The sequence below is a fragment of the Pseudoalteromonas sp. SR45-1 genome, assembly GCF_014163655.1.
GTDB lineage: Bacteria > Pseudomonadota > Gammaproteobacteria > Enterobacterales > Alteromonadaceae > Pseudoalteromonas > Pseudoalteromonas distincta.
Map to the genome: position 1 here is coordinate 14,392 of NZ_JACJDR010000019.1, position 13,698 is coordinate 28,089.

Below are 13,698 nucleotides of genomic sequence, written 5' to 3' on the forward strand. Positions count from 1 at the left end.
GAATGAAAATAGTAACTTAATTATGACCCATCTTAATTTAAATACAATCATTGCACGACGAGTCGTGAGCCTTAACGCATTCATTTTATTGTTTTAAACATCACTGCTATTATCAACGTTTTAATAACAATAAATTAAAGGAATAGCATGACCCCCTTTCGATTTAAACTAAGTATGAGCGCCTTAATGGTAGCAAGTACTCTTGCTTTAACGGCCTGCGATGCGCAAGTATCTATCGACACTACCGATTCACCACACACTAAAAAAGCTGTAACAGCTAAAGATGCAAATACATTTATAACCAACACAGAAAAAGAACTAAGTGCACTTTATTTAGAATCGAGCCGTGCAGAGTGGATTTACGCAAACTTTATTACTCACGATACATCTGCGCTATCCGCTGAAGTTAACCGTAAAATGACCGAAACAGTCGTGCGTTTAGCAAATGAAGCTGCAAAATACGACGAACTAGAGCTTGATTACGATGCTCGCCGTAAGCTTGATAAACTAAAACTAGCACTTACACTTCCAGCCCCACAAGACGCTGATAAAACAGCGAAGCTTTCACAAATTGTCGCAGAGCTTGGCGGGCTATATGGTAAAGGCAAATACTGTAAAGAAGATGGCAGCTGTTTAAGCCTTGGCGACATGACCTCAAAAATGGCCACCAGCCGAGATTACAACGAACTACTTGATTTATGGCAAGGCTGGCGTGAAATATCAAAACCCATGCGCTCACTTTACGAGCAACAAGTAGCACTTACCAACGAAGGTGCAAAGGAGCTTGGTTATGCCGATACGGGCGCTATATGGCGCAGTAAATACGATATGCCTGCTGATGACTTCACCACTGAGCTTGACCGTATTTGGGGCCAAGTTAAACCACTTTATAACTCGCTACATTGCCATGTTCGCGCAAAGTTAGGTGAAAAGTACGGCACCGACAAAGTACCTCAAGATCAGCCAATACCAGCACACTTACTCGGTAATATGTGGGCGCAAGCATGGGGTAACATTTACGATGTTGTTGCACCAGAAAATGCCGATCCGGGTTACGATGTAACCGAGTTATTAGCTCAAAATAATTACGACGAACTTAAAATGGTCAAAGGGGCTGAAAACTTTTTTACCTCAATGGGTTTTGATGCGCTACCAGAGACATTTTACGAGCGTTCATTGTTTGTAAAACCAAAAGACAGAGATGTGCAGTGTCATGCATCAGCATGGAATATCGATAGCAAAGACGATTTACGCATTAAAATGTGTATTCAGCGCACAGGCGAAGAGTTTTCAGTTATTCACCATGAATTAGGTCATAACTTTTATCAACGCGCTTATAATAAACAACCTTTATTTTATCAAGAAAGTGCAAACGATGGTTTTCATGAAGCCATTGGAGACACCATTGCCTTATCGGTTACACCGGGTTACTTAAAAGAAATCGGCTTACTTGAACAAGTACCTGATGAATCTAAAGATATCGGTTTGTTAATGAAAATGGCACTTGATAAAGTAGCCTTTGTGCCGTTTAGCTTAATGGTTGATCAGTGGCGCTGGCAGGTATTTTCAGGTGAAGTAACCCCAGAAAATTACAATAAAGCATGGTGGGAACTACGTGAAAAATACCAAGGAGTACAAGCTCCTATCGCACGTAGCGAAAACGACTTTGATCCGGGTGCTAAGTACCACGTTCCGGGTAACACGCCTTATACACGTTACTTTTTAGCGCATATTTTACAATTTGAGTTTCATCGCAGCTTATGTGAAATTGCCGGTAACGATAAAGCCATTCATCGCTGCTCTATTTATAATTCAAAAGAAGCAGGGGATAGGCTAAACGCTATGCTTGAAATGGGTTCATCTCGCCCTTGGCAAGAAGCGCTTGAAACTGTAACAGGTAAGCCGCAAATGGATGCAACAGCAATGCTCGATTACTTTGCACCATTACAAACATATTTAGATAAACAAAACGAAGGCCGCAACTGCGGCTGGTAAATAGCGCTGAATAAAAAGCCCGCTCAAATGAGCGGGCTTTTTATTCATATTCTAATTTTAGTTAAATTAGAACTGTAAGCTTACATTTGCAAAGTAAGCATCATAATCAGAATCATCCCAGTTATTGCCGTAACCTGCTTCTAAACCAACATTGTTGTTGAAGAAGTGTTGAGCACCAAGAGTGTAATCATCATTTTTATTAACTGTAACAAAAACCGATGTTGCTTTGCTGAAATAGTAGTTAGATGCTAATTCCCAGTTACTTGAACCACCATCAACATCTTCAAATTTACCTTCAACAGTCAAGTAGTTACCTTGCTGTAAATCAGCAAAGTACTTAGCTGCTACTGCACGGTAATCAAACTCATCATCTGCTGTTACTGTGAAACCGATATAATCAGTGCTATTTAATTCGTGGTTATATGCTAGGTCAAACACAAACTGATTCTCAGCATCTTCTACATCAACAAACGTTGCTTTTAATAAAAGGTTTGGATTAAAGAAGTAACCTGCAGAAAGTTCAATTACATCCGTGCTTGAGCCAAAATCACTATCGAAATTATTGTACTGTGCACCTAATACAAAATCTTCTACAAAATACTCACCGCCAATGCTAGTAACATCTGCAAAATCATTATCACTGTATGCACCATAAACATTTGTTTGCTTATTGATGTACTCAAATTGATCGTAAGGACCTAACGTCGCTTTTGGAGAAAAATAATAAGTTGAGTCAACACTTAGTGTGTCATCACCATCTACATCCACGTATCCTACATGGCTGATTGATTGGTAAGTATCTGCGGCTATTGCAGTGGTTGCAGCGCTTGATAATAAAATGCTCGAAATGATAACGGCTAATTTTTTCATTTTAAATTCCCTATAAATATTACTTTTATGCCTCAGCTGTCTAGCCAAAGTCGGGGCGCATCCTAACGTCAAAAAAATGAACAAAAACTGAATAAGAGGTTAGATTAAAACCACTTAAAATGTAAGTAATTACGAGCGAATGTAAATAATAAGTATCAACAAAATCTGCGTAACAATAGTCTGTCATCATTTAAACTTTAAAAGTAACAAATAAGGTACAAGTTGCCGCCAAATTGAGCACAACTTAATTATTCGATAAACCTCATTAATATAACCTCCCCTCACTAAATTTTTCTAATTTCTCAAAATAATGACTATATTTAATTCACTATTTCTGTATTTATAATGAAAAATAGGTTTGTATCAGTGCATATTTTTATCTGCTTTTTCCCAATAACCATTGTTTACTAGCAAAAACAACTCCAATACTTACTATTTTATAGCTATTATCATCGACTGCATTTAATGACTTTAATAACAATTTAGCCATTCATGGCGACTCTATTTATAATTTAAAAGAAGTATTTAGATGAGCAAAATAAAGGGCGTAATTGCGACTGGTAATAATTTACAGTTAAAAACTCAAACGTTTAAAAACGACAAAGCCCGCTAAATTTAGCGGGCTTTTGATATTACTTTTGTATTAACTAAGTACGGGACTTAATTAAAACTGAAAACGCATGTTAGCAAAGTACGCATCGTTATCAGAATCATCAGCGTTGTTTTCGTAACCCACCTTTACACCAATATTTTTATTGATGAAGTGTTGAGCACCAAAGCTGTAAGTGTCTTGCTTGTTGTAGTTAGCAAATACAGATGTTGCTTTTGAGAAGTAATAGTTAGTTTCTGCTACCCATTGGTTTTCTGCGTCATCAATGCTTTCGTATTTACCTTCAAAAGTTAGGTAGTTACCTTGCTGTAAATCAATAAAGTATTTAGCAGCAACTGCACGGTAATCAAAATCGTCGTCTGATGTAAGTGTAACACCTACGTAATCTGTGCTATTTAGCATGTAGTTATAAGCTAAATCAAATAATGCGTAATCGTCGCCGTCTTTGTTTTCAACTAGTGTTACTTTTGCAAGTAAATCAGGGTTGAAAAAGTAACCACCCGTCAGTTTATAAAGCTCACTGTTAGAACCTGAATCTGGGTCTAGGTTTTCGTAAGATGCGCCAACAACAAATTCATTAATAAAGTATTCACCACCAACCGATGTTAAATCGCCAAAGTCGTCATCAGCGTAGCCACCATATACGTTAGTTTGTTTATTGATGTATTCAAACTGATCGTACGGACCTAAAGTTTTTTTAGGAGATAAGTAGTAAATAGAATCTACAGCAACAGTATCGTTGTTATCGCTATTTTTGTAGCTTAGGTTACTAATTGAATTATAGCTGTCTGCAGCAGCCGCAGTGCTAGATAATAAAATGCTCGAAATAATAACTGCTAATTTTTTCATTGTAAGACTTCCCTATGTACATTGCTTTTTATGCTCTAGCTGTATTGCTAAAGTCGAGGCACATGCTAACGTTAGGAAACTGAATGAAAACTTAACTAACCATTTGTATTTATTAAGTTAATTGTAAGGAAGTGTTGTAAACTGTAAAATTAAAGTAGTTGCAACATCTAGTCAACAACTACTTAAAACATGTACCGTATTAAAGCGCGTGTTGGCTAATAATTCGGTAAACATCGTTAATATTGTCGCCAGACTTAAACTCTTTACTAATTGGTGTTGGATCTGAGCCAACCCATATTTTTAGCTCGGCATCTAAGTCAAAATGGCCTGCACTTTCTTTACTAAACTTGGTAATTTTAGAGTAAGCAATACTCACCATTTCCATTTTAGAACCGGTCATACCTTGCTTATCAATTAAGATTAAGCGCTTATTAGTAAAAATAAACATATCACGTACTACTTTATATGCTTTTTCTACTTGCTCGCCGTCAATTAATGTATTGGCGAGGATTTTTTCTAAATCAGAATCGTCAACTTCGCTTGCATTACCCATAAGTCCGCTAAGTAAACCCATTATACTTTCTCCTGTTTAAATATTTGATTCTCTAATGTATGACCATTAACTAACTGCCGGTACTGCCAGTGTTGTTGATGACAAAAATTCAGTAGTGCAATATCAAGTGGATCGCTCGTTGGCTGATACTCAACTACATATTCTTTATGTTGGCTCATATACACACGACTCACACCTGCAATTGCTTGAAGCTGTTGCTCAACATTTTGATAAGCCTCGCTTAGCATTAATGTATAAAAGTGTTTATCGGTATTATTAGTTTTTGTTTGATGCTCGCTTAGTACGCCTTTATCTAAATGAAGTACCTGTGAGCATAGTCGCTCAAGCTCAATTAAATCGTGAGAGCTTAAAATAAATGTAGCCTGTTCACTTAATTCTGATACCAGCTCACGTACTTCTCTGGCATGAATCGGATCAAGCCCTGCGGTTGCTTCATCAAGCATTACAACTTGTGGTGAACCAATAAGTGCTTGCGCTATCGTAACGCGCTTGCGCATACCGTGCGATAAGTCACCTGCACGCTGCTTTGCAATTTCTTTTAAGCCAACTAAATCAAGTACACGTAGCGCCTCAGTTTGGCTTTGCTTTGCCCCCATACCTTGTAGTTTTGCATAAAAAGCGAGTTGCTTGTCTATATTAAAACGAGGGTCAAGTTGTGCATCTTGCGGTAATGCACTTACTTTATTAAATAAAGCAGCACTACCAGGTTTATGCCCTAATATTTCAAGGCTGCCTTTACTTGGCGCTATATAGCCGCACAACAAACTAAATAAGGTAGTTTTACCCGCACCATTTGGCCCAACAAGCGCCACTGGCGCGCCTTTGTTAATTTCAAAGTCCACATTATTAAGCGCAAGTTTTGCACCATACGATTTACTCAAACCGCGAGCTGTAATTAATGGTCTCATAGTGAGCTCCTTGCAAAAATACGTTGAGCAACGCTTAGTAGCACCGCTGTTTGTACAAGGGGAATAGCAACAGCGCTTAATAATGGTAAATTTTGCCCCGCTAATAACTCTATTTGCACACCCGGAAATAAATAATCAAGCAAGCCTAATGCGGGTATTTGCCATTGCAATATACCAACTACAATACCGCCTGCTGCAAAATATAAAATTGCCAATACAATAGATAAGCGCGATGAGCGAGCAAAAGTATTTATTAACGTCATAAGTGCTACAAATGGGCACAGAGTAATCACTAATATTAAAAATATAGAAAGTGCACGGGCAAAACCACCTGCCAGTAAACTTGGATCTCTAAACCCTAGTACAGCGAGCGTAGCCACAAGAGTAATGCCCACTAAGCAGGCTAATACCGCTAGCTGCCCTAAAAAACGGCCAAACAGTATTTCAAAGCGAGTGGAGCGCAGTGATAAAAACCTCAGTGTGCCACGCTCTCTATCGCCTACCGTTTGGTCGCTACAAATAAATAAACCAAAAACGGGAAAGCTATAAAGGGCTATTAACCAGTACATAGCAAATTCGGCCTCAGGCCAATCCAATAATTTACTTAAACCAATAGAACCTGATATATCACGGGCTATTTGCTCAAAATCAGGCGCACTTACAATGCCTACTGCTTGTCCTATTGGGTAGCGCAGTATTATTAGCCACACCAATGCAAAGGCAGCTAATGCAATAAGTCCACGTTTAGTTAAAAACATACGTACAAGCTCAAATCCCGCTATTTGCGTTAATCGCCCTACGTTTATCGGTAATGGTGTTGCCATTGACTATCCTTAATGACTTTTTATTTTCTGTGTATTTATCCACACTAAGTGTAAACACCTTGAATTACCAGCAAAAAAAAGCTCACCTGTGGTGAGCTTTGTAACAATACATTTAAATGTAACAGTATAAATTGCGATATAAATTATAAATACTGCTTATAAACCTCAAGTGCTTGGCTTAAATCGCTAATTAAATCTTCAACATCTTCAAGGCCTATGTGCAAACGAATAACCGGCCCTAAATCCCAACCTGTATTTGAGCGCAACCCTTTCATGGTTAAATTAGCCGTTACCAAACTTTCAAAACCGCCCCACGAAAAGCCCATTTTGATATGCTCAAGGCTATCTAAAAATGCATCAATCGCTTTTTGATTGCCGGTTTTCATCACAAATGAAAACAACCCATTACTGCCATCAAAGTCACGTTTAAAAAACTCATGCCCTGGGCAGCTTTCAAATGCAGGGTGTCGAATATGATCAACAAGCTCATGTTGCTCAAGCCATTTAGCTACTTCTAATGCTGCTTTTTCATGTTGGTTTAAACGCACACCCATTGTACGCAAGCCTCTAAGTGCTAAATACGCATCATCGGCACTGGTACATTGCCCTAGTAAGTATGAGTTTTCGCGCAAAGTTGGCCAATACTTTTTATTAGCAACAGCCACCCCCATCATCACGTCCGAATGGCCAACAATATACTTTGTTGCAGCTTGAATACTAATATCAACACCGTGCTCTAACGGGCGATAATGCAGACCGTTACCGTAGGTATTATCAAGCATGGTCATTACGTTGTGCTCATTGGCTACTTTTACCATAGCGGGCACATCTTGCACTTCCATCGTAATAGAGCCTGGAGATTCTAAAAACAACACTTTAGTATTTGGCTGAATGTAATCTTTAATACCTGCGCCAATGGTTGGCGGGTAGTACGAAGTGGTAATTCCAAGCCCTGCTAAAATTTTATCGCAAAAATCACGAGTGGGCTCATACACGTTATCAACCATTAAAATATGATCACCGCTTTTTAAAAACGATAAAAATACTTGGCTGATCGCCGCCGCGCCACACGGGTATAGTGCACACCCTTCACCGCCTTCAAGTTCTGTTATGGCTTCTTGCAGCGCAAAGTGTGTTGTTGTTCCCCGGCGCCCATAAAATAACGTTTTATCGCCACGGGTTTTAGCCGCTTCTTTTAAATCGGCTACAGTATCAAATACAATGGTAGATGCCCGTTGTACAACCGGGTTTACTACGCCGTGTGTATACGCTTTTTTGCGTCCTGATGACACTAGCTGAGTGTTTTTATTACTTTTACTCGACATTGTTAATCCTTAAGGGTTTGTGCGCCAATGCTCAATTAAATAACGAGAGATAGAGTCGGTTCTAGGCAGCTTTAAATGCTCACCTTCTTCGTGCCAATTACCAAATTGCTCTAAGTCTTCACGACTAAACCATTTTGCATCGTCTAGCTCTTCTTTATCTACGTTAATTTGCTCAGATGTCGCCTGTGCAAAAAAGCCAAGCATAATTGACGATGGGAACGGCCATGGCTGAGATGCAACATAACGTACGTTATCAACTTCTATGCCTGCCTCTTCTTTAACTTCACGCGCAACAGCTTGTTCTAGTGTCTCCCCTGGGTCTACAAATCCAGCAAGCGATGAATACATACCTGTGGGCCACGCAGCTTGGCGACCTAATAAACAGCGTTCTACTCCGTCAGCAAAGACTTTAGTAACGACCATAATTACCGCAGGATCGGTACGCGGGAATGTAGGATGCTTACAGTTTTCGTTTTCACATACACGAGAATGCCCGGCTTCCACTGAACGGTTTTTACTACCGCAGCGCCCACAAAAACGATGCGTGGCATGCCAATAACATAACCCTCTCGCAAGGGCGGCTATTGAGGCATATTTAATGGTTACTTGAGGCCCATATTGGCGAATATCAAAAAACTGAGCGCCCTCTATTAAAGGCGAAAGTACGCTTTCATCCAGATCAGAGACATCCAATGCAAACACACCATGTTTAGCATTGTTTAAACCAACAAAAATAGCACTCGTTAAATCTAAATGTGCCACTTGTTGATACGTTAAATAGCTTACTTTAGGGGTATCTTTAATAAATAGAGTTTGATTATTTTTAACTAAAACCCATTTACTTTGCGCCGACATTTGCGCTTTAAGCCACGATGGGTCTTTACGAAAATTTGAGCCTCTATCTAGTGGCATGTTGCTGTAATGAAGCATGTAAGTCCTTGGTAACTCGTTATGCTTTAAAATTACCATAATCATTTAGCAAACCCAATTGATTACAGTAATAAAAAAAGCCTATATAAGGCTTAATTCATCTATTACGACTTTGTATTAAAATCTCTCATGTTGCAGGCACTTAGCTTGCACTTTTTTAACTATTTTTTACTGTTAAAGTAGCAAAGTATTATCAATTAAATGAAATTGCTCTGCGCTTTGTTTTAATACCTCAGCAGTTAACCTGTCAGCACCGTATACATCGCACAGTACATTATATTGACTTTTTAAATGCCCAAGTAACAAGGCAAAGTCACCATCGCCAGAGAGCAAAATAACTTTATCAAGATTTTTACCCTGCTCTAACATGTCTATTGTTATGCCTACATCCCAATCGCCTTTAGCACTTCCATCACGGCGTTGAATAAATGGCTTTAGCTTTACGTCAAAACCAATCGCACGCAAAATATTTTGAAACTGATTTTGCTTTTCATCTCCTCGATAAATAGCATACGCAAAAGCACATTCAATATTGTATTGCGCTTGCATTACCCGCCAAAACGTATTGTAGTCAAAGTTTTTTCCGTAACTCTCGCGGCACGTGTAATAAATATTTTGCACATCAACAAAAATACCGACTCGTGGTTTCGTGCTTTGCTGCTCGTTTTGTAAAGTCATTTAGTGTCCTAATGAGGATTAATAGCAATTAAAATAAGTGTACCTTGCAATTTATATTTAAGTAACCTAAATTAGTTACTTACCCTTATGTAACCAATATTGGTTACATATTAAAAAGTAACCATTTTGAGATTTTTATGATTGGTGTGATCAGCGGCGATATTATTAAATCGCAAACCATCCCTAAGCAGCAATACGATGCCATGCTTTACCAACTAGAGCAAAGTTTGCGAAATATTTCGGGTGAGCAAACCCTTTGGAATATATACCGAGGCGATGCCTTTCAGTTACAAGTTAATAACCCTGAGTATCTTTTTAAAAACGCTATACTAGTGTATTTACACCTTAAATCATCAGGTTATGAGCTACGCCAAAGCCTAGCGCTTGGGCAAATAGATAACCCACGCAGCGATATAAAAACAGCAACCGGCTCTGCTTTTACCCTTTCGGGGCAAGCCCTTGATAAAATAGGCAATCAACGCTTTGTTTTTAATATTAATGAGCAGCAGCTTGATGAAAGCTTAAATCTTAATTTAGCCTTTGCTGACGTATTGCTCACTAAAATCACACAAAAACAAGCAAATGCCCTGTATGTCTATTTAACATCATCAGACAACAGCCATGCGGCACTAGCTAAAGAGCTTAAAACAAGTCGCGAAAATGTAACAAAACTACTAAATTTAGCGCATTACCAACTTATAGAGCGCTTCATTAAGCACACACAGCACGTTATAAAAAATATAATTAAAGGAGGTGAATAATGGCGTTTTCACTTTTACTGGTCGCCCTTATTATTGGCCACTTACTCGCTGACTTTTACTGGCAACCTATGAGTTGGGTAAACGAGAGAAACACTCGTCACTTTAAAGCCACTAAGCTTTATTTTCATGTACTCGTGCATGGTGTAACAAGTGCACTCATTATTACCGTGTGGGAATACACATTTGGGTGGCAGCAACTAAGCAGTGTTTTAATTGCAACGGCAAGCATTATGGTGAGCCATTATTTTATTGATATAGCTAAATCGTATTCTAATAAAGGCGTGGTACCTTTTTTACTTGATCAAATAGCGCACATACTCGTTATTATTGCGCTCAGTATTTGGCTAACTGATAACAGTAGCTTTATGGCTGCAATTAATAATATGCTCACTGATCCCAAAATACTGTGGGTGGTATGTGGTTATTTAACTATTTTGAGTCCTAGCGCCGTATTTATAAGAATGATGTTAGAGCGTTTAACAAGTAACTTTTCAAGTACTGGTAGCTTACCACTTGCAGGGCAAAGCATAGGTATGTTGGAACGCGTACTTATGCTGAGCTTTATATTACTTGACCAATTTGCAGGGCTGGGTTTTTTACTTGCGGCAAAGTCGGTATTTAGGTTTGGTGATTTAAGTGCAAGCAAAGATAAAAAACTTACCGAGTACGTCATGCTCGGCACATTACTTAGCGTAAGTGTGACTTTATTTGTCGGCTTGGGTATTAACTATTTAATCAGGCAGGCAATACAGTAAGTACAAATTACAGGCAATAAAAAACGCGCTGCTTCTATTTAATTAAAGAAGGGAGCGCGTTTTTTGTATCAGCATTTAACTAAATTCTAAATTAATTAAACGCTAGTGCAATCACTAATAATGATTAATCGTTATTTGTGCGACGACGGCGTTGGCCATTACCGCCAACAGATTCACGCTTTGCCCATGGGTTTTGCGCGCTGTCATCTGTTTTAGCTGCTGGCTTTTTAGAACCACCACGGCGTGGGCCGGTACCATTACCACCATTGTTCGGCTTTTTGCTGTTAGGCTTGCTGCTATCAGATTTAGGCTTATTAAAAGGCTGCTTTTTCTTAGGCTTTTTAGCCGGCAGTGGGCGAGCATCTAATGCGCGTTCAGCTACTGGATTAATAGGCTCAAAACCGTCTTCTTCAGCACGCGGTATAAGCTCACCAATAAAGCGTTCAATACCGTATAAATCAACAGCATCTTCTGTAGTTACAAACGAAATTGCATGACCCGATGCACCAGCACGGCCTGTACGGCCAATACGGTGAACGTAATCTTCATATACGTTTGGTAAGTCGTAGTTAACAACATGCGGTAATTCAACAATGTCTAAACCACGTGCAACAATGTCTGTTGCTACTAGTACGCGTACTTCACCACTTTTAAAACCATCAAGTGCTTTAACACGTGCGCCTTGTGATTTATTACCATGGATAGCCGCGCCTACAATGTCATCGCGTTCAAGTTGTTTAACTAAGCGGTTAGCACCGTGCTTTGTACGGCTAAACACTAATACTTGTTGCCAATCGTTAGTGCGAATTAAGTGGCTTAGCAATGCTGTTTTACGTGTTTTATCTACCGCGTAAACGCACTGAGTAACACTTTTTGCAGTGGTATTTTTTGCTGCAACTGAAATTTCAACTGGGTCATTAATTAACCCTTTTGCTAATGCACGAATTTCATCTGAAAATGTAGCCGAAAACATCAAGTTTTGACGTTTAGCAGGCATTTTAGCAATTAAGCGTTTAATGTCGTGAATAAAGCCCATGTCTAACATGCGGTCAGCTTCATCGAGTACAAGCACTTCAACGCTATCAAATTTAACTGCATTTTGATTATGTAAGTCGATTAAACGACCCGGCGTTGCTACTAAAATATCAACACCTTTACGAAGACGCTGCATTTGTGGGTTAATTTTAACGCCACCGTAAACTACAAACGAGCTCACATCAGAATGCTTAGCGTACTCTTCAACGTTTTCGCTTACTTGCAAAGCAAGTTCACGTGTAGGCGTTAAAATAAGCGCACGTACGTGATTGCTTTTAGCTTTAGGACCCGACGACAAGCGCTCAATAAGTGGTAATGTAAAACCCGCTGTTTTACCTGTACCTGTTTGCGCTGCTGCCATAACGTCACGGCGTTCAATAATTGCAGGAATTGCTTGAGCCTGAATCGGCGTTGGCGTTTCATAGCCCTTTTCTAAAACCGCATTAACCAAAGACTGTGATAAACCTAAACCTTCAAAACTCATATAAACTCTCTTTTAAATAAGGCTACATTAGCCAGTTGCGCGCATTATACCTGTAGTAGCTAAGAATGCATGCCATTATTTACGTTGCAGGCAATTGAGCATAGTTTATTAAAGTTAAACCTGTGATTAAGTTGCTTAAAAATGCAAAAAACGGCCATAAGCCGTTTTTTTTTATACTTAATTACTCTAAGTATTAGAGTTACTTAACACCTAACTCACGCAAACGTTCTTGCAAGTAGCTATCTGCCGTGTAGCGCTCTGAAAGCACAACATCTGGATGCGGGTGTAAAAATAACGGTAATGAAATACGCGATTTAGTAGATGCTTTACCCGTTGGGTTAATTACACGGTGAATTGTCGATGGGAAATACCCGCCCGACGCTTCTTGTAGCATGTCGCCGATATTAATAATTAAGCTGCCAAAATCACATGGCACGTCTAACCAACCGCCATCTGTTTTTTGAACTTGTAAACCAGGCTCATTAGAAGCTGGTAATACAGTCAATAAATTAATATCGCCATGGGCTGCTGCGCGAATAGCACCAGGCTCTTCATCACCCGTCATAGGCGGATAATGAAGGATACGTAACAATGTTTGCTCAGAATCGGCAATCATGTCTTTTAAATCAATTGAAAACTTAGCACGCACATCAGCTGGTGCTTCAGCCTGAACCCAGCTTAATAATGTGCCAGCAAATTCACTTGCTAAACGGTAGTATTCACGTACATCAGCTTCAAGCTGGGCAGGAACGCGACCTTTAGGGTACACATGAAAGTACTCTTTAATGTCTTTTATTGTAAAGCCTTTCGCTACTTCTGATACTGAAGGCGGAAAGTAACCGTCTTGAGTTTCTTTAGAGAATAAAAAGTCGTGCTTTTGCTCTGAGTTAAAAAAGTCTTGCCAATTTTTGTAAATAGACTCAACTAAAGACTGTGGGATTGGGTGGTTTTTTAAAACGCCAAATCCAGTATTTCTTAACGATTCAACAAATTGTGCAGCCGCATCGGGAGCTTTATAATCAACAGTAGGTAATTGCATTGTACGTTCCAGTGAATAGGTTGTGTGAAGTGAGTTGCTTTTAATAGTGCTAAATTACTTA

13 protein-coding genes are annotated in these 13,698 nt (G+C 39.2%); 3 read left to right on the top strand and 10 right to left on the bottom strand.

Annotation, left to right across the window (positions count from 1 at the left end; translation table 11 throughout):
• Positions 1-147: 147 nt before the first annotated feature.
• Positions 148-1,995 carry a M2 family metallopeptidase gene (locus H5089_RS17165; RefSeq protein WP_182712720.1) on the top strand — a complete coding sequence of 616 codons (1,848 nt, stop codon included), beginning with the start codon at positions 148-150 and terminating at the stop codon, positions 1,993-1,995.
• A gap of 66 nt (positions 1,996-2,061) precedes the next feature.
• Here H5089_RS17165 and H5089_RS17170 read toward each other — a convergent pair whose 3' ends face one another.
• The 8 genes from H5089_RS17170 to H5089_RS17205 all read right to left on the bottom strand — a co-directional run bounded on the left by H5089_RS17170 (position 2,062) and on the right by H5089_RS17205 (position 9,563).
• Positions 2,062-2,865: a putative porin gene (locus H5089_RS17170; RefSeq protein WP_182712721.1), complete on the bottom strand. Its 804-nt coding sequence runs from the start codon at positions 2,863-2,865 to the stop codon at positions 2,062-2,064.
• Between the two features lie 664 nt (positions 2,866-3,529).
• Complete coding sequence (locus tag H5089_RS17175) at positions 3,530-4,324, bottom strand: putative porin (RefSeq protein WP_002962833.1); 795 nt, start codon at positions 4,322-4,324, stop codon at positions 3,530-3,532.
• Positions 4,325-4,523: 199 nt separating this feature from the next.
• Positions 4,524-4,898, bottom strand: coding sequence for a PH domain-containing protein (locus H5089_RS17180; RefSeq protein WP_007377979.1), 375 nt, complete (start codon positions 4,896-4,898; stop codon positions 4,524-4,526).
• A complete protein-coding gene (locus tag H5089_RS17185; RefSeq protein WP_182712722.1) occupies positions 4,898-5,806 on the bottom strand; it encodes an ABC transporter ATP-binding protein in 909 nt (302 codons plus the stop codon). Before H5089_RS17185 ends, H5089_RS17180 begins: the two co-directional genes overlap by 1 nt.
• Positions 5,803-6,630, bottom strand: coding sequence for an ABC transporter permease (locus tag H5089_RS17190; protein WP_024599820.1), 828 nt, complete (start codon positions 6,628-6,630; stop codon positions 5,803-5,805). Before H5089_RS17190 ends, H5089_RS17185 begins: the two co-directional genes overlap by 4 nt.
• A 143-nt stretch (positions 6,631-6,773) precedes the next feature.
• Positions 6,774-7,955: a cystathionine beta-lyase gene (locus H5089_RS17195; protein ID WP_182712723.1), complete on the bottom strand. Its 1,182-nt coding sequence runs from the start codon at positions 7,953-7,955 to the stop codon at positions 6,774-6,776.
• Positions 7,956-7,964: 9 nt separating this feature from the next.
• Positions 7,965-8,885, bottom strand: a complete 921-nt coding sequence (nudC, locus tag H5089_RS17200; protein WP_002962842.1) for an NAD(+) diphosphatase — start codon at positions 8,883-8,885, stop codon at positions 7,965-7,967.
• Between the two features lie 174 nt (positions 8,886-9,059).
• A complete protein-coding gene (locus H5089_RS17205; protein ID WP_182712724.1) occupies positions 9,060-9,563 on the bottom strand; it encodes an NYN domain-containing protein in 504 nt (167 codons plus the stop codon).
• Positions 9,564-9,700: 137 nt separating this feature from the next.
• Here H5089_RS17205 and H5089_RS17210 point away from each other — a divergent pair, with 137 nt between their 5' ends.
• Positions 9,701-10,324 carry a hypothetical protein gene (locus H5089_RS17210; RefSeq protein ID WP_182712725.1) on the top strand — a complete coding sequence of 208 codons (624 nt, stop codon included), beginning with the start codon at positions 9,701-9,703 and terminating at the stop codon, positions 10,322-10,324.
• Positions 10,324-11,079, top strand: coding sequence for a DUF3307 domain-containing protein (locus H5089_RS17215; RefSeq protein ID WP_182712726.1), 756 nt, complete (start codon positions 10,324-10,326; stop codon positions 11,077-11,079). Before H5089_RS17210 ends, H5089_RS17215 begins: the two co-directional genes overlap by 1 nt.
• Positions 11,080-11,203: 124 nt before the next feature.
• On the opposite strand, the gene H5089_RS17220 is transcribed toward H5089_RS17215, so the two are convergent.
• Positions 11,204-12,598: a DEAD/DEAH box helicase gene (locus tag H5089_RS17220; protein ID WP_008172585.1), complete on the bottom strand. Its 1,395-nt coding sequence runs from the start codon at positions 12,596-12,598 to the stop codon at positions 11,204-11,206.
• Positions 12,599-12,797: 199 nt separating this feature from the next.
• The gene (locus tag H5089_RS17225) at positions 12,798-13,637 is read right to left on the bottom strand and encodes an isopenicillin N synthase family oxygenase (protein ID WP_008172584.1); all 840 of its coding nucleotides are present in this window, start codon (positions 13,635-13,637) and stop codon (positions 12,798-12,800) included.
• Positions 13,638-13,698 lie beyond the last annotated feature (61 nt).

Excerpts from the sequence above, each read along its gene's own strand:
- H5089_RS17165 (WP_182712720.1), top strand. The coding sequence starts at position 148 with ATGACCCCCTTTCGATTTAAACTAAGTATGAGCGCCTTAATGGTAGCA.
- H5089_RS17170 (WP_182712721.1), bottom strand. The coding sequence starts at position 2,865 with ATGAAAAAATTAGCCGTTATCATTTCGAGCATTTTATTATCAAGCGCT.
- H5089_RS17175 (WP_002962833.1), bottom strand. The coding sequence starts at position 4,324 with ATGAAAAAATTAGCAGTTATTATTTCGAGCATTTTATTATCTAGCACT.
- H5089_RS17180 (WP_007377979.1), bottom strand. The coding sequence starts at position 4,898 with ATGGGTTTACTTAGCGGACTTATGGGTAATGCAAGCGAAGTTGACGAT.
- H5089_RS17185 (WP_182712722.1), bottom strand. The coding sequence starts at position 5,806 with ATGAGACCATTAATTACAGCTCGCGGTTTGAGTAAATCGTATGGTGCA.
- H5089_RS17190 (WP_024599820.1), bottom strand. The coding sequence starts at position 6,630 with ATGGCAACACCATTACCGATAAACGTAGGGCGATTAACGCAAATAGCG.
- H5089_RS17195 (WP_182712723.1), bottom strand. The coding sequence starts at position 7,955 with ATGTCGAGTAAAAGTAATAAAAACACTCAGCTAGTGTCATCAGGACGC.
- nudC (WP_002962842.1), bottom strand. The coding sequence starts at position 8,885 with ATGCTTCATTACAGCAACATGCCACTAGATAGAGGCTCAAATTTTCGT.
- H5089_RS17205 (WP_182712724.1), bottom strand. The coding sequence starts at position 9,563 with ATGACTTTACAAAACGAGCAGCAAAGCACGAAACCACGAGTCGGTATT.
- H5089_RS17210 (WP_182712725.1), top strand. The coding sequence starts at position 9,701 with ATGATTGGTGTGATCAGCGGCGATATTATTAAATCGCAAACCATCCCT.
- H5089_RS17215 (WP_182712726.1), top strand. The coding sequence starts at position 10,324 with ATGGCGTTTTCACTTTTACTGGTCGCCCTTATTATTGGCCACTTACTC.
- H5089_RS17220 (WP_008172585.1), bottom strand. The coding sequence starts at position 12,598 with ATGAGTTTTGAAGGTTTAGGTTTATCACAGTCTTTGGTTAATGCGGTT.
- H5089_RS17225 (WP_008172584.1), bottom strand. The coding sequence starts at position 13,637 with ATGCAATTACCTACTGTTGATTATAAAGCTCCCGATGCGGCTGCACAA.